Source organism: Pseudarthrobacter sp. NPDC092424 (assembly GCF_044754925.1).
Classification (GTDB): domain Bacteria; phylum Actinomycetota; class Actinomycetes; order Actinomycetales; family Micrococcaceae; genus Arthrobacter.
On sequence record NZ_JBIVQC010000003.1, the window covers coordinates 167636 to 183338 of the forward strand.

General features: G+C 65.7%; 10 protein-coding genes. 5 read left to right on the forward strand and 5 right to left on the reverse strand.

The annotated features are described in order from the left end of the window. Positions 1-4: 4 nt before the first annotated feature. From ACIQCN_RS06515 to ACIQCN_RS06535, 5 genes are read right to left on the reverse strand one after another with little or no spacing between them, the layout of a single operon-like run. A complete protein-coding gene (locus ACIQCN_RS06515) occupies positions 5-1951 on the reverse strand; it encodes a penicillin-binding transpeptidase domain-containing protein (protein WP_400610026.1) in 1947 nt (648 codons plus the stop codon). Between the two features lie 30 nt (positions 1952-1981). Then, on the reverse strand, positions 1982-3427 hold the full coding sequence (locus ACIQCN_RS06520; RefSeq protein WP_400610028.1) for a phytoene desaturase family protein: 1446 nt from the start codon (positions 3425-3427) through the stop codon (positions 1982-1984). Continuing rightward, positions 3420-4865, reverse strand: a complete 1446-nt coding sequence (locus ACIQCN_RS06525; RefSeq protein WP_400607106.1) for a glycosyltransferase family 87 protein — start codon at positions 4863-4865, stop codon at positions 3420-3422. Before ACIQCN_RS06525 ends, ACIQCN_RS06520 begins: the two co-directional genes overlap by 8 nt. A gap of 18 nt (positions 4866-4883) precedes the next feature. Beyond that, positions 4884-5468 carry a histidine phosphatase family protein gene (locus tag ACIQCN_RS06530; RefSeq protein WP_400607104.1) on the reverse strand — a complete coding sequence of 195 codons (585 nt, stop codon included), beginning with the start codon at positions 5466-5468 and terminating at the stop codon, positions 4884-4886. Next, positions 5465-6973 (reverse strand): CCA tRNA nucleotidyltransferase, encoded by a 1509-nt coding sequence (locus ACIQCN_RS06535; protein ID WP_400607101.1) that lies wholly within the window; start codon positions 6971-6973, stop codon positions 5465-5467. Before ACIQCN_RS06535 ends, ACIQCN_RS06530 begins: the two co-directional genes overlap by 4 nt. A 207-nt stretch (positions 6974-7180) precedes the next feature. On the opposite strand from ACIQCN_RS06535, the gene ACIQCN_RS06540 reads away from it, so the two are divergent. The 5 genes from ACIQCN_RS06540 (at position 7181) to trxA (ending at position 13107) form a co-directional block, all read left to right on the forward strand. Beyond that, positions 7181-7681, forward strand: a complete 501-nt coding sequence (locus ACIQCN_RS06540; protein ID WP_400607438.1) for an NUDIX hydrolase — start codon at positions 7181-7183, stop codon at positions 7679-7681. Between the two features lie 93 nt (positions 7682-7774). Then, a complete protein-coding gene (gene murJ / locus ACIQCN_RS06545) occupies positions 7775-9937 on the forward strand; it encodes a murein biosynthesis integral membrane protein MurJ (protein ID WP_400607099.1) in 2163 nt (720 codons plus the stop codon). A gap of 152 nt (positions 9938-10089) precedes the next feature. Further along, entirely contained in the window at positions 10090-11634 is a 1545-nt protein-coding gene (locus ACIQCN_RS06550; protein WP_400610029.1) for a discoidin domain-containing protein, read from the forward strand. A 153-nt stretch (positions 11635-11787) separates the two neighbouring features. Beyond that, on the forward strand, positions 11788-12744 hold the full coding sequence (gene trxB, locus ACIQCN_RS06555) for a thioredoxin-disulfide reductase (protein WP_400610031.1): 957 nt from the start codon (positions 11788-11790) through the stop codon (positions 12742-12744). 36 nt (positions 12745-12780) lie between these two features. Then, complete coding sequence (gene trxA, locus ACIQCN_RS06560; RefSeq protein ID WP_400607092.1) at positions 12781-13107, forward strand: thioredoxin; 327 nt, start codon at positions 12781-12783, stop codon at positions 13105-13107. Positions 13108-15703 lie beyond the last annotated feature (2596 nt).

Sequence of the window (15703 nt, forward strand, 5' to 3'; positions counted from 1 at the left end):
GGGCTCAGCCGGCGGCCGTGAGGAACTGCTTCAGCAGCGGGCCCGAGGTGGTGGCCCCCAGGCCGCCGTCTTCCACGAACACAGCGACGGCGAGGTCCCCCTGCACCGCCACGATCCATGCATGCGTCTTGGGCGGGTTCTCGTCCCCGAACTCGGCGGTTCCGGTCTTGGCACCAACGGGCTTTCCGGGGACTTCGGCCAGGAACCCTGCATGGCCCGAGGTGACCACGGCGCGCATCATGTCGGCAAGCAGGGCCGCCTCCTTGGCCGTCACAGGCTCGCCGGCCGACGGCGCGGAAGACGCTGCCGGAGACGTGGCACCGGCGCCGGTTCCGCCGTCGGACGAGATGACCAGCTGCGGCGATACGGGGGCGCCCTTCGCCACCGAGCCCGCCATCACGGCCGCCGCCAGCGGCGAGAGGAGAACCCTGCCCTGCCCGATCATGGATGCCGCGTGCTCCGTGCCCGCGGCCTCACCGGGCACCGAGCCGAGGAAGGCGTCCGCACCGAGTGCCGGCGCGTCCACGGCAACGCCCAGCGCCGTCGCCGCCGACTCCAGCTGTGCCTGGGACACGGCGTCGCGCGCGGCAATGAAGGCAGTGTTGCAGGAATGCGCGAAGGCGTCACGGAGTGTCACGGATCCCAGCGACCCCTCCGGATACCCTTCGGCATTCTTGAAGCGGCGGCCGTCCACCGTGAGCGTCGGGGTGCACTGGACCTTTGAATCCGGCGTGAGCCCGTTGCGGAACATGGCCAGCGAATCCACGATCTTGAAGATGGATCCCGGCGCGTATTGCCCCAGCATCGCCGTGTTGTAGCCGTTGCTGCCCGGACCCGAGGCGGCCGCAAGGACGGCCCCGGTGGACGGGCGCAGGGCCACGATGGCGGAGGCCGGGGCCACCTTCTCCAGGGTCGTCTCGGCCAGCGTCTGCAGGGCAGGGTCGAGCGTCGTCTTCAGGGGCTTGCCGGGAGTGGGTTCGACTTCGAACAGCACCCGCCGCGGGTCCGTGCCGGCGGACTCGATTTCTTCCCGCGTCAGGTCTGCCCGCTGCGCCCGGATGACGACGGCGTCAGTTCCCCGCAGCTGTTCGTCGTACCTCTGCTGAAGGCCGCCTTTCCCGATGACATCTCCCGCCGTGAGGGCGCCTTCGGAGGCTTCGATCTCTTCGGCGGACGCCTCACCCACGGTGCCCAGCACCGCGCGGGCGAAGGTCCGGGTGGGTGCCAGTGGAATGGAGTCCGGGATGGCGCGGGCTCCTTGGATCGCTGCAATCTGCTGGTCCGTTACGGTGCGGCCATCCTCACGCAGCGTGATGGCCGGAACGAACGCCTCCGGGCCGGCCGCCTCCACCTGCTTTGCGTAGTCTCCCGGATCAACGCCCACCAGCGCGGCGAGCTTCGTGGCTGAAGCAGCGGGATCCGCCGCTCCGAGGCGCGGCTTGTCGATGCCTACATTTACGACCGGACGATAAGTGACCAGGGGCGCGTCACCGGCGCCAAGGATGTCCGCCCTGGGCGGTGTCTGCGTGCCTTTGGTGAGGATCTCATTGTCCGAGAGCCCGGGTGCAAGCGTGCCCGGATCCCACACAGCCAGCCACCCGTCCCCGGACTTCCTGAAGTTCACGGTCGAGGCATATTTCCATTCGGCATCCCCGAACGCCCACGTGAAGTTCATCGGCGCGGCGGCCTTGTCGCCGTCGAGAGTGAGCTCCCCGGCTTCCACAGCCGGCTTTTGTGGCTCGAGCGCCGCGAATACGGCCTTGACCTGCTCGTTGGCCGCGGCAGCATCCTTGCCGTCAAATGCCACGGAACCTACGTCCAGCCGGGAGAGGGCGGAGGCAAATTCCTGTGCCGCGGCTTCGGCCTCGCCGCGTCCGTCGTCGCAGGACACGAGTGACGCTCCAAGAACCAGTGCAACAGCCACGGCGGAAAGCTTTTGTTTTATCCCCATGGCGACATTATCGCCTGCCCGCCAGGCGCTTTATGACTGGAGTCCGAGGTCTGGAACATCCAGGCTGAATATGTCTTTCAGTGCATATCTTGCGGCATGGAGCCCGGGCATACCCGTGACCCCCGGACCTGGAGGCGTGGAGGACGAACAGAGGTACACTCCCTGGGCCGGGGTCCGCCACGGGACCGGGGAAACCACCGGACGCTGCACGAGGCCCCTGAGGTCCATGGTGCCCGCCGAAAAGTCCCCACCCACGTAGTTCCGGTTGTACTCGGCCAGTCCCGCCGCGGTGACCGCGTGTGATTCCAGCACGAGGTCGCGGAAGCCGGGCGCGAAGCGTTCAAGCTGGGCCGTCACGGCCTCGGTCATGTCCACGGTGGAACCTGCGGGGACGTGGCAGTAGGTCCACAGCGTGTGCCGGCCGGCCGGCGCCCGGGAAGGGTCGAAGCGGGACGGCTGTGCCACCAGGACATAGGGCTTTTCAGGATGCCGCCCGGCACTGACGTCGTTCTCGGCGCGGGCAAGTTCGGCACGGGTACCGCCCACATGGACCGTGCCGGCGTCCAAAAGCTCCGCCGCCTGCCAAGGCACCGGACCGGACAGGATGAAGTCCACTTTGCAGGACCCGTTGCCATACCGGAACCGCTCCAGTGCGCGTCGGTAGCGGGGCGGGAAGGCATTCCCGGCCATGGCCAGGAGCCCGCGGGGCGCCACGTCGAGCAGGGTGGCCCGGGCGCGCGGCAGTTCCGCCAGCCGGTCAATGGGCGTGCCCGTGTGAATCAGTCCGCCGTGGTCGATGATGTCCCTGGCCAGGGCACCGGCTATGGAGGCTGAGCCACCCACGGGGATGGGCCAGCCCTTGGCGTGGCCCAAGGCGCCCAGCATCAGCCCTGCGCCGGAGGCAGCCAGTGAGGGCAGGTGGGAGACAGCATGCGCGGCTACCCCGCTGAGCATGGCCGGCGCCGCGTCTTCGCGGAACCGGACGTTCCACAGCCCTGTTCCCTGTTCCAGCGTCCGCAGGCCAAAGATGCCTGCCGCGAAGGGGCTCCGCGGCAGGCGCAGCAGCTGGTTCTGGGTCAGATCCATGATCCCGCTGACGTGGCGGACCAGCGGAGCCATCAGCCGGCGGTACGCCGCCCCATCCCGCCCCAGTCCTGCAGCGGTCCGCTCCAGTGAAGTGAAGGATAACGCGGCCCGTCCACCGTCCAGGGGCGAGCCATAGGAAAGGTCCGGCGTAATCAGCTCCAGCCGGCGGTCCAGTTCGAACGCGCGGAAGAAGGGTGACGCCACGGCCATCGGATGGACGGCGGAACAAACGTCATGAAAATGCCCGGGTCGCATCAGCTCCGTGGTCCGCGTCCCGCCGCCGATGGCTTCCGAGGCTTCGAACACCTCGACGGACAGCCCGGCGCGCGCCATGACGGCAGCTGCGGCAAGCCCGTTGGGGCCTGCTCCCACGACGACGGCGTCAGGCATTTGCGCCAGCTCCCGCCCGTGAATGTGGCCCGCCCAGCCTGAACGCATCGGGCACCTGGTCGAAGGGCCCGCCATGGGGGTCGTCGGCGTGTTGCCGCCGGAGCTGGTCGCGGGCGGGCTCGTAAATGTCGCCGGCCACGCGCACCACGAGATATGCCACGGCGAGCATATGAGCAACGACAGCGAGGACGTAGTAGAGCATGTCCAGGTTGTGCTGGGTGGAGCCTGCGCTGGTCACCTGTCCAAGGTACATCCAGACGGCGCCCCAGTGGAGGCCCTCGATGCCCTGCCACACCAGGAACTCACGCCAGTGCGGCCGGACCAGGGCGAACAGCGGAATCAACCACACCACGTACTGCGGCGAATAAGCCTTCCCCGTGAGGATGAACGCCGCCACGAGCAGGAAGAGCAACTGCGCCAACCGGGGCCGCCGTGGTGCAGAGAGGGCCACCAGCGCAATGGCTGCGCACGCCAGGAGGAACAGCCCGGAGGACAGCACGTTGACGGCTTCAGCGCTCAGGGCAGGCCGATTGAGCCGTTCTGCCAGGAGATTGTAGGCAAACCAGGGAGAACCGTAGCCGGCCGGCCGATCCGCCAGGGAGGTGAAGTAGTAGCCCCAACCGGCTGCGTTGGCCGCCATGAACGGAACGTTCACGGCCAGCCACCCGGCCCCCGCTGCGGCCGACGACACGGCCAGGGGACGGAAGCGCCCGGTCCGCACGCTCAACAGCGCCACGGCCACGAGGAACATCAGCGGATACAGGTTCGTGGCCGCTGCCAGACCCACCAGCAGCCCGGAGGCCACCAGGCGTCCCGTCGCGAAGAAGTACATGCCCACGGCCAGCAGGGCCACGGTCCACAGGTCCCAGTTGATGGTTCCCGCCAGGATGATGCCCGGTGCCAGCGCCACGAAGGATGCGTCCCACGCACGGCGCCCCGCCAGCCGGGCGGTGGCCAGGACTGCCACCATGGCCGCCGCGGCCAGCAGCACGGCGTTAAGGTCGAAATAGGCCAGGATCCGGGCGTCCGTCGCACCGGAGCCCGGCACCAGCCAGGCGGTGATTCCAGCGATGAGCCCGGTAAGGGCCGGGTACTCGAATTGGCCGGCGGCAATGGGGAAGGCCCCGTCCGCGAGTCCGCGGTTACGGAAAATGTCCGGCAGGTCCGAATAGCAGGTGGAATAGAACTGTGACGGCGTGTCCCAGCCGTTGACCCGGCAATAGCCCTTGACCAGGAGTCCGGCGAAGGCGGCCAGGATGGTCAGCAGGACCAACACCCGGTCCACGCTGAAAAAGCCGGGGGAGACCACCCCCGGCTCGGCCCGGGCTCCCAGTGGCCCGCCCACCACTTCCGTGAAGTTCCGCAGCAGGTGGTCACTGCGGCTGGGTACCATCAGGCGGGCGCGCGGAAGATGTTCCTGCGGCTGCGTCTCCTGCATGGCTTGAGCTTACCCGGGCTATAGGCCCCACCGGACGATGGCGGGTGTCCTCTTATCCCAGCCCAACGTGCAGATTTTCGCCGTCCCCAGGATGAAATGGCGGCCTTCCACCGCGGGCAACTCGAGCCAGCGCGCGGTCAGGATCCGGGAGAAATGCCCGTGGGCCACGATCAGGACGTTGTCCATTCCGGATTCCAGGACGCGCGCGATGATCTTGTCCGCCCGTGCCGCGACCTCGTCCAGCGTCTCGCCGTTGGGCACCCCATCGGTCCAGATCAGGTAGTCGGGGTTGTCCTTGCGGATAAGGTCCGAACTGATGCCTTCGTAGTCGCCGTAGTTCCATTCCACGGCGAGGGGTTCGTGCCGGGCATCCGGGAATCCGGCCAGTTCCGCGGTGCGGCGGGCACGGCGCAGCGGCGAGGTGAGGACCAGGTCGAAATCGACGGTGTCCAGCAGCTTGCGTGCTTCGACGGCCTGCTGCTCGCCTTCGACGGTCAGCGGCAGGTCCGTCAGCCCCGTGTACTGCCCGCTTTTGGACCATTCGGTTTCGCCGTGGCGCAGGATCCACAGCTGCGGGCGGGGGGCAAAAGCGGAACTGGTCATTGGGACTCCTCTGACGGGGGACGGTCGACGGCGGCCGGCGGCGTTTCCGCCGGGGCTTCGGCAGGTACGGATTCAGGCTGTTCTGCCCACCAGCGCAGGAGCTTCGCCTCGGCCTCCTCGGGCGGCAGCGGGCCGTGCTCCATCCGCTCGTTCAGGAGGAACTTGTAGGCGCGCCCCACCACCGGGCCGGGCCTGAGACCCAGGAGGGCCATGATGCGGGCGCCGTCCAGGTCGGGTCGGACCGCATCAAGCGATTCCTGCTCACGGATCGCGGCGATCCGGGCCTCGAGGTCGTCGTACGCGAACGCCAGGCGTTCGGCCTTGCGCTGGTTGCGGGTGGTGACGTCGGACCGGGTGAGCCGGTGCAGCCGCTCCAGGAGCGGTCCGGCGTCGGTGACGTAGCGGCGCACGGCGGAATCGCTCCAGCCGGCGTCGCCATATCCGTAAAAACGCATATGGAGTTCCACCAGGCGCGCCACGGCCTTGGTGGTGTCCTTGTCGAACCGCAGGGCTTTCATGCGCTTTGAGGTCAGTTTCGCGCCCACCATGTCGTGGTGCCGGAAACTCACCGCGCCGCCCGGTTCGAAGCGGCGCGTAGCCGGCTTGCCGACGTCGTGCATTAACGCTGCGAAACGCAACACGAAATCGGGACCCGGAACGGGGCCATCCGGGTCCGTCTCCAGCTCCGCTGCCTGTTCCAGGACCTGCAGCGAGTGCTGGTAGACGTCCTTGTGCCGGTGATGCTCGTCGGATTCCAGCCGGAGGGCCGACACTTCGGGCAGCACGTGGTCTGCCAGGCCGGTGTCGACCAGCAGGTCCACTCCCACGCGGGGATGGGCGCCGCAGATCAGCTTGACCAGTTCCTCCCGGACACGTTCGGCGGAGATGATGTTGATCCGTTCGGCCATGCGTTCCATGGCGGAACGGACGTCCGGGTGCACCGAAACGCCCAGTTGAGCGGCGAACCGGGCGGCGCGCATCATGCGCAGCGGGTCATCGGAGAAGGAGGCCTCCGGAGCGCCGGGGGTGGCCAGGACCGAAGCGTGCAGGTCCCGGACACCGCCAAAGGGGTCCACCAGTTCCAGCGACGGCAGCTTCAGCGCCATCGCGTTAATGGTGAAGTCCCGGCGGAGCAGGTCATCGGTCAGCGAGGATCCGAACGCCACCACGGGCTTGCGGGAATCGGGGTCGTACGCCTCGGCGCGGTAGGTGGTTATCTCGATCTGGAAGCCGGCTTTGCGCATGCCGATGGTCCCGAAAGCGCGGCCGATCTCCCAGAAATTGTCAGCCCACTTCTTGATCAGCGCCACGGTCTGGTCCGGCGTCGCATCCGTGGTGAAGTCCAGGTCCGGAGAGGTGCGGCCCAGGAAGAGGTCACGCACGGGGCCGCCCACCAGGGACAACTCGTGCCCGGCGTCCACGAAGCGCTGTCCGAGCTCCAGGACCACCGGGTCCACCTGGAAATCGACGGTGTGGGATTCAATCTTGTGATGTGCGTGCGCCATAGTTTCTTAAGCTTGTCAGAAACCGGGCGGACGTCAGGCCAAAATGTGCGGAAGATCCGGTCTTATCCGCCGGGTCCCGGCTATCGGCGTCATATGCCGTCCATGTTGGTGTCATGTTCCGGTCATCACGAACGGGCAACAGTCGTTAGAGTGGACTGCATGGCCCATCCAGTACCGAGCGCTCCAGGCAGGAGGACAAACGCACCGTTGCCGTCGGCAATCGGTGCGCATGTTGCCCCTGCCGCGCACTCGGCGCCGGCGTCCCTGCCTACGGTGGAGGAGGTTTCGGCCGGCGGCGTGGTGGTTGATACGTCCGACGCCGTACTGCGGGTTGCGATTATCGCCCGCTTCAACCGCGGAGGGCGGCTTGAGTGGTGCCTGCCGAAAGGTCATCCTGAGGGCAAGGAAACCAACGAACAGGCCGCGGTGCGCGAAATTGCCGAGGAAACCGGCATCGAGGGCGACATCCTGGCCCCGCTGGGCAGCATCGATTACTGGTTCACAGTCAGCGGGCACCGCGTCCACAAGACCGTCCACCATTACCTGCTCCGCGCTACTGGCGGCGAACTCACCATCGAGAACGATCCGGACCAGGAAGCCGTGGACGTGGCTTGGGTGCCCATCCACGAGCTGGCCCGGAAACTGTCCTTTCCCAACGAGCGGCGCATCGCGGACCTGGCCCGGGAAGTCCTTCCCGGCCACCTCTAGCCAGCAGATTTCGTCCGCGTGCAGGGCCCAAAACCTCGTTATCAGCACTCCAAGTGGACAAAAATGCGCGGGGGGAGTGAGACGATGAAGTCGATGTCAGCTACCAACTCTTCCCCGGGCAACTCCGGTCCGGCCTCCCAGCCTGCGCCCCAGCCCGGCACAGCCAGCGAAACCCGTTCCAGTGCCATCATGGCCGCAGGCACACTGGTGTCCCGTTTCCTGGGCTTTGGCAAGACCTGGATGCTCGGCACGGCCCTTGGCCTCGGTTCCACAGTCAATGACACGTTCATCAACGCGAACAACTTGCCTAACCTGATCTTCCTGCTGGTGGCCGGCGGCGTGTTCAACGCCGTCCTGGTGCCGCAGATCATCAAAGCAAGCAAGGCCCCGGACAGGGGAGCAGACTACATCAGCCGCCTGCTGACGCTTGCGGTACTGCTGCTCCTCGGACTGACGGCCGTGGTGACCCTCGCGGCGCCATGGGTGATCGAGCTGACCACGCAGGGTTATTCGGGCCAGCAAAAGGCCCTCGCGGTGACATTCGCCTTCTGGTGCCTGCCGCAGATCTTCTTCTATGGGCTGTATGCCCTCCTCACCCAGGTCCTGAACGCCAACGGAGCTTTTGGCCCGGCGATGTGGGCGCCTATCCTGAACAACCTGGTGGCCATCGCCGGACTGGGCATGTTCATCTGGATCTTCGGCACCAACGAGCTCACGCCCCACACCCTGGACAGCTGGGGACCCACCCAGACCCTCTTCGTGGCGGGGTTCTCCACCATTGGTGTGGTGTCCCAGACGGCAATCCTCCTGATCCCGGTCTTCCGGCTCCGGCTGGGACTGCGTCCGCGTTTCGGATGGCGCGGCGTCGGCCTGGGCCAGGCAGCCCGCCTGAGCGTCTGGACGCTGTTGACTGCCGCCGTCGGGCAGCTGGCGTTCCTGTATGTCATGCGCATCGCCACCATTCCCGGCGCCGCGCGCCTCCGGCTGCAGCAGGCGGGCGATCCGGCCGCCGCCATGCTGCCCGGCAACGCTGTACTCGAAGTAGCCAGCCAGCTGTACCTGCTGCCGCACTCCATCATTGCGCTCTCGCTGGCCACCGTGCTGTTCAACCGGATGACGCGCGCTTCTCAGGACGGTGACCGGGATGAGCTTCGGGACGCCCTCTCGCACGGCCTGCGGACCATGGCCGTGGCCACCGTTTTCGGGGCGCTGGCACTGTTTGCGCTTGCCGGGCCCCTGGGCATGTTTTTCTCGGGCGGCCTGCGCCAGGACGGCGTCATGCTGGCCCAGACGCTCACCATCCTGGCTCTCAGCACGCCGTTCATGAGTGCCAACTTCATGATGTCCCGTGTCTTCTACGCCAACGAGGACGCTCGCACCCCGTTCTACATCCAGCTTTTGCTGGCCGTGGTGTACGTTGCCGGTGCGTTTGCCATCCAGTTCCTGCCGGTGGACCAGATCATTTACGCCATCGCCGTCCTGTACATGGTGGGCAACGTCCTGTCCGTAGTTATCAGCGCGTACTTCCTGCGGCGGCTTCTGGGGCACCTGGACGGTCCGCGGATCGCCAGCTCCTATATCCGCATGGGTTACGCGGCGCTGGGCTCGGCCGTCGCCGGTGCCGGTGCGCTCTGGCTCCTGGGAAGTTACAGCCCGGACGGCTTCGCCTGGCGGGACCGCGTCACCGCACTGGTCACTGTGATCGTGGCGGGCCCCGTCATGCTGGTGGCCTACCTGCTGCTGCTGAGGCTGTTCCGGGTCAGCGAACTCCGGGATCTCCTCCAGCCGCTTTTGGGCCGGTTTGGCCGCGGCGGCGGGTCGGACGATGAGGACGGGCAGCCTCCCCAGCGGCAGCCGGGGGAGGCATATCCCGGCGACCCGGACTCCAGTACCGCCGACGTTCCGGAACCCGCAGGCGCGGGGGTGGGGACGCCGTCGTCGGACGCTTCGCGGTACACGCCTGAGCGTGCCACTACGTCCGTGGACACCGGACTCATCCCCCGGATTTCCGGGGAGTTCGACGCCGTTTCGTTCCGGGCGGGACCGGATCCGGCGCGTCGTTCGGGGCGCAGAAACGCGGACGACGGCGGAACGAACGTTCCGTCCAAGGGCGCCTACCTGCCGGCGGAGGACCAACCGGGCACCGCCCGCGGCGGCCTGCTGCGTGAGCAGATCCCGCTGCCGGGCCGGCGCACCTTCCAGGGCAAGGCCGGCGAAAACCCGTATTTCAAGCCGCGGCGGCCGCGCAAAAAGTGACGCAGGCGTGCGTTCTGGCCCAGGTTCTTCAAGGCGCGGCGGGCTCGATCGGCTAGGATCGGAAAGGTACAGGGGTAGTTGCAGTCGCGAGTCGGCCGCCGGCCAGCCCGCGAATGAAAGCCGGCAATCCCGGACAGCATGAGGAGGAACACGTGTCCAACCCGATCGATGTCGGATCAGTACTGGGCGGCCGCTACAAGGTCACGGCCACCGTATTGACCTCGCACGACCACGATCTGGTGCTGGACGGTGTGGATCAGGTTCTGAACCGGCCTGTCAGCATCCTCGTTGCAGGCCCGGAGAACACCGAGCAGGTTGCCCAAAGCGCCCGCGAGGTGGCCACCGGAGAGCGGCCGGGTTCGGTCCAGGTGCTGGACCTTGGCGTGACAGAGGATGCCACCTACCTGATCACCAACCACACGTCCGCCGCGGACCTGCTGGACCTGGTGGTTGCCGCCAATCCGCCCTACGTGGAACCGTTTTTCACGGACACCCTTGGCAGCGAGATCTTCGGCCAGGCGCGCTCCCACGAGCCGGAACCGTATGACGATGACGAAGACGTCGACGCCGGCTACATCGACTACTCAAGCGGCCAGCCGCGCCAGGTGAGCCCGCCACGGGTTCCGCAGCCGCGCGTGTCGCCGCCCGTTCCCCCCAAGCCTCCTGCGCGTCCGACGGCGGCGCCCGCCGCAGGAGGTGCCGCCGGTGTTGCCGGGGCGGCCGGAGCAGGCGCTGCGGCCGGTGCTGCTGCGGCTTCCGCGTCGGTGAGTGGCCGGACCGATGCACACACCCGTCCCGTAGAACGCACGGATGTCCCCTCGTCAGTTCCCTCGTCCGGGGGGCGGGACGGTGAGGCAGGAAAACCGAAGGTTTCGCTGTGGTCCGGCGACGATTTCGACCAGGCGGGCATCCGCAGCGACGCGGACGATGAACCGCAGGAGCGGAACCGGCCAGGAATCCTGGCCCGTGCTGCCGCTCCGGCAGCAGCTGCGCGCGCGGCCTTTGAGAACCAGGGCGACTACGAGGACGACGAACCCCAGCGTGAACCGCGCTCCATGCGTTGGCTGGTCGGGGGACTGCTTGCCGTAGTCCTCATCACCGGACTCATCTTTGCCCTTACCAACCTTGGCGGGTTGTTCACTCCCGAGCCGCGGGCCGTGGCTCCGGCGGGTTCTGCGGGGGCCACCACGGGGGAGGGCTCGCCCAGTGCCACCGCCACCGAAGAGCCCACCACAGCCGCACCCACCGTGCCGCCGGCCATTGATTCCATCAGCCGCCAGGGCGACTTCGAATTCGCAGCGAATTTCGACGGCGACCTCGTGAAGGCCTATGACGGCAACGATGCGAGCTACTGGTCAGACATGGAATTCGCCACGGACGCCTGGGGTGGCCTGGCACCGAACGGCGTTCCGCTGGTCGTCAAGCTCAAGAACCCGGCGACGGTTTCGTCCATAACGCTGACCCAGCTGGGCGGCTCGGGCGGAAACATCACCGTCTACACCAACGACCGCCCCTCCCTGGACGGTGCCAAGGCTGTGGGCACCAACAGCTTCACCTCCACTGATCTGAACATGCCGCTCGCTGAACCCGTCGAAGCCCAGTATGTGATTGTGTCCATCAATTCGCTGCCGAAGCTCGCGGCGCCCAAGACCCGGTACGGTTACGGCCTGCGACTGGCCGAGGTCAAGGTCCAGTAGTTTTCCGGTATTGACTGAGCAGCCGTCCAACCCCTCCCATGGCTGGACGGGTGCTTGTGGATCCACCCGGAATAATCAGGGTGGGGTAATAGTTGTGCCATGTGGCCGGCCTCTAAAGGGAGGCGAGTCGAATAAGGAAGAGGTTCACCGTCAGTGACCACTGCAGAAAACACCGCGTCTGAAGTACGTGATGTCATCATTGTCGGCTCGGGCCCGGCAGGTTACACGGCAGCCGTCTACACGGCCCGCGCCAACCTGAAGCCGCTGCTGCTTGCAGGTTCGGTCACCGCAGGGGGTGAGCTCATGAACACCACCGATGTGGAGAACTACCCTGGTTTTCCGGAAGGCATCATGGGTCCGGACCTCATGGAGAACTTCGAAAAGCAAGCAGTGCGCTTTGGGACGGAAATCCAGTTCGAGGACGTCACAGAGCTCGATCTCAACGGCCCGGTCAAGACCGTGACCATTGCTTCCGGGGAGTCCTTCCAGGCCAAGGCCGTGATCCTCTCCACCGGCTCCGCGTACCGGGAGCTGGGCCTGCCGAATGAGAAGCGGCTTTCCGGCCACGGCGTGAGCTGGTGTGCAACCTGCGATGGTTTCTTTTTCAAGGACCAGGACATCGCCGTTATTGGCGGCGGGGACTCCGCCATGGAGGAGGCGCTTTTCCTCACCAAGTTCGCCAAGTCTGTCACCGTGGTGCACCGGCGGGACACCCTGAAGGCCTCCAAGATCATGGCTGACCGCGCACTGGCCCACGAGAAGATTAATTTCATCTGGAACAGCACCGTTGAAGATGTTCTCGGCGAGGACAAGGTTGCCGGCCTGACGCTGAAGAACCTGGTGGATGGCACCACCTCCACCCTGGACGTCACCGGCGTTTTCGTCGCTATCGGCAACGATCCCCGGACCGACCTGGTAAAGGATGTCCTGGAGATCACCGACGAGGGAACCATCGCCGTTCAGGGGAGGAGCTCCAAGACCAGCATCCCGGGCGTCTTCGCTGCCGGCGACGTAGTGGATCCCACCTACCGTCAAGCCATCACGGCATCCGGCTCCGGTTGCGTTGCAGCCATCGACGTCGAACACTACCTGGCAGATCTTGCTGCCTGAGCCTTCCCAGACACCCTTAGGAGAAAGACAAAGGATATGAGCAACGCGAAAGACGTAACTGACGCAAGTTTTGGTACTGATGTCCTGGCGGCGGATAAGCCTGTCATCGTGGACTTCTGGGCAGAATGGTGCGGCCCCTGCCGCAAGCTGGGTCCCATCCTGGACGAGATCTCGGTGGAGTACTCGGAAAAGGTCGACGTCGTCAAGGTCAACGTAGACGACAACCCGTCCATCGCTGCCCAATACGGGATTACCTCCATTCCCGCCGTTTACCTTTTTGAAGGTGGGGAAGTGAAGAACACCGTCATCGGCGCCAAGCCGAAGCAGTTCTTTGAGAAGGAGTTCGCGGACGTTCTGTCCTGACGCGCTTTTCGAATCATTCCGTGTGAGGCCATCACCCCTGTGGGTGGTGGCCTCACACGTTTGGGGGCTAAGGTCTGCATGTTTCACGTGGAACGCTGCGTACGGCTCGGGCTGGCGCGTCGCTGGAGAAGGTAGCCGCGTAACAGCTGCCTGAACGAGGCGCCGGATGCGCATAAGCGACGGCATGGTTTCACGTGAAACATGGTTTCAATGACTGTGCATCCGTCCCTCATCCCTTGGATCTGGGGCGGTTAGGACAACTGCGTTCGCGTAGGCCGTGACGGGGGCTAGGACGTGGGAGGCCTGTCCCGAAGCGGCTCACAAAGTAGCGGACGCCCTCGGAGACCATGTAGACAAGAGTGCGCGCTGCAGCATCTCCCTGCGCACCATGAGAAGGCCCGGTCGGGAGAAGATGCACGCGAGTCAGCCGTCTTGAGTCCGGATTTCGTTCCTCGCACGGGTCCAAGGTCGTGGCGCCAAACGATCAGGCACTCCGGGTGAGCCTTGGACTGCCCGTGGGCCCGGTCGTTCCCCGCCAACATTCCCGCCGGCAACGCTGTGCGGGGGTTGGCGTCGTCGGCGCACCTTGCCGCGAGAGCATGAGGGCCAGCACGGCCCACGCACACACGTTTCACGTGAAACAGCGCCCCTAACCGAGTCCACCCTGGCTTGCCAAGAAAGCGAGTACAACGGCAGTCTCCACAACGGTAACCATGCTGCGTTTGCAGGGAGGAATAAACCACGAAGAGCCTGCACCATGCCGCACCGTCCGCTACAGGGTTGTAAACCGCCCCTGGCATCGACCGCTCTGCCACCGACGCCACCGAAACCATCACAACCACCAGCCATCGCAGCATAACCCAAGCGGACGATTTCAATTTCGATGAACGCAGTCGCCTGGCCGGTCAAAGGCGCTGGAGGGGGCTTGAACTCACAAACCACATTCCCGGGCAGCTGACGATGCGGCCGCTAAGGATCTCGACCGGCATGACCGGACAGACTGCGCACTTGCTACCCTTTCCAACAGGGACGGAACAGCCGGAGGCGCATCCGGGCGACAGCGTCCCGTCGTACCAAAGGATGTGAGGAGTGTGGTCCGGACCCACCGAGGGAGTGTTGCGTGGGACGGAGGACCCAGCCGTCCGTACCAAGGAGAGCAAGTGCGCCTTCGAGCCGTCCCGGGAAAACGCTCCATACTGCTGGCCTCGCCGACCCACTATACAAAGGTCTGGGAAGCCACATCACAGCAGCTGCATTAGCCAACGGCACACCAGCGCTCTCGGGGGACCGATTAGGACCGCCTGAAGGCGCTTCGCAGACATTCCAAAGGTGCAGACCTTTCCATAGACCGGCGAGGGCTGGATTGTCCTTTGAATGCATACGACCTCCTTCGTCATGGCGACTTCTATCCGAAAGCGCCGCGCGGCTAACAGCCATGCGTCCCTACAGCAGGGCCCGGCCGTTGACTACGCTCCGCCACCGCATTCTGTTCTCCACAGCGATCCGCGTAGGCCCCCGGGCCGACCGGGCACGGGACCAACGGCAGCATTCTCCCCAATTTATCCACAGGGTCGGGCGCCCTTTATGCACATCGTTATCCACAGGGTGTCGGCGCTATTCGTGTGTAAAGCCGGGCCGCCGACTCCGAGTCCCACGAGGAGTTCCGCAGTCCATGCGTCGGCCCTCATGAGGGAGGAGCCATGAGCGTGCCACGGGACACCTCCAGTTGTACCTGAAGGGAGAACAGAAGCAGGTGATTTCCCTGTCCATCGTGCAAACCCGGAGGTCGACAGGGGCCCTGGGGCTGCGTTAGGTTTCACGTGAAACCGCACAGGCTCATTTGCACCTTGGACGAGGAAGCGAAGTACAGTCTGGGCAGGCCCATCCTTCCTAGCTAGCGGTGAAGGATGTGCCACAATATCCACATAGTTATCCACAGCGCTATCCCCTGCTTCGATGGACCCTGTGGATGTCGGCTGAGTCGGATTTGGGAGTGTCAAAACTAGTGGACCTATTCAATGACGGCACTGAGTACCATGCCTGGCGTCGCGGCCGCGGCCCCCGGCTGCGGCAACCCCGCCCCCCTCATGCTGGCATCTCAACGCCGTCCAGAGCATGGCGCGGCGCCCGGCACGACGACAAGGGCACGTGCCGGATATCCTGCCCCGTCTAGGACTTTATGCCCGGACGCATTCGGTAAGGTACAAGTGTTTCGGGGCGGGTTAGCAGCCAGACTCCGCCATCAGGCGGGCGGCAGCCAGGAAGCTAAGAAGTTGGACGCCAGTTCAGGGCCGGCCGCGGCTCGAGGCCCCAAGGCCCATGCACGGCATGTCTGGGTTGGGCCTGCAGAGCCATTGGGGCTAGCCTACGCCGTCCTCCGGGGCCTTCGCTGAGGAGCAGGGGAGCGAAGGGCCTCCATCAGCTCACAGCATTCAGTCGGGAGCGCGGATGGCCGCTTACCATCCAGTCGCGCTATCACGTCAACTGCGCCGGGGAGCAGTCTTCCGAGCTCCCGCACTTCAGGTGTGTCTCACTGGCATGGCCGCCACCGTTCCCGCCGTCTTCGCGGGGCGCGGGTTGCGCCCGCGCCTTACCG

Coding starts and splice junctions, on each gene's coding strand:
- trxA (WP_400607092.1), top strand. CDS start 12,781: ATGAGCAACGCGAAAGACGTAACTGACGCAAGTTTTGGTACTGATGTC.
- ACIQCN_RS06520 (WP_400610028.1), bottom strand. CDS start 3,427: ATGCCTGACGCCGTCGTCGTGGGAGCAGGCCCCAACGGGCTTGCCGCA.
- ACIQCN_RS06535 (WP_400607101.1), bottom strand. CDS start 6,973: ATGGCGCACGCACATCACAAGATTGAATCCCACACCGTCGATTTCCAG.
- murJ (WP_400607099.1), top strand. CDS start 7,775: ATGTCAGCTACCAACTCTTCCCCGGGCAACTCCGGTCCGGCCTCCCAG.
- ACIQCN_RS06530 (WP_400607104.1), bottom strand. CDS start 5,468: ATGACCAGTTCCGCTTTTGCCCCCCGCCCGCAGCTGTGGATCCTGCGC.
- ACIQCN_RS06525 (WP_400607106.1), bottom strand. CDS start 4,865: ATGCAGGAGACGCAGCCGCAGGAACATCTTCCGCGCGCCCGCCTGATG.
- ACIQCN_RS06515 (WP_400610026.1), bottom strand. CDS start 1,951: ATGGGGATAAAACAAAAGCTTTCCGCCGTGGCTGTTGCACTGGTTCTT.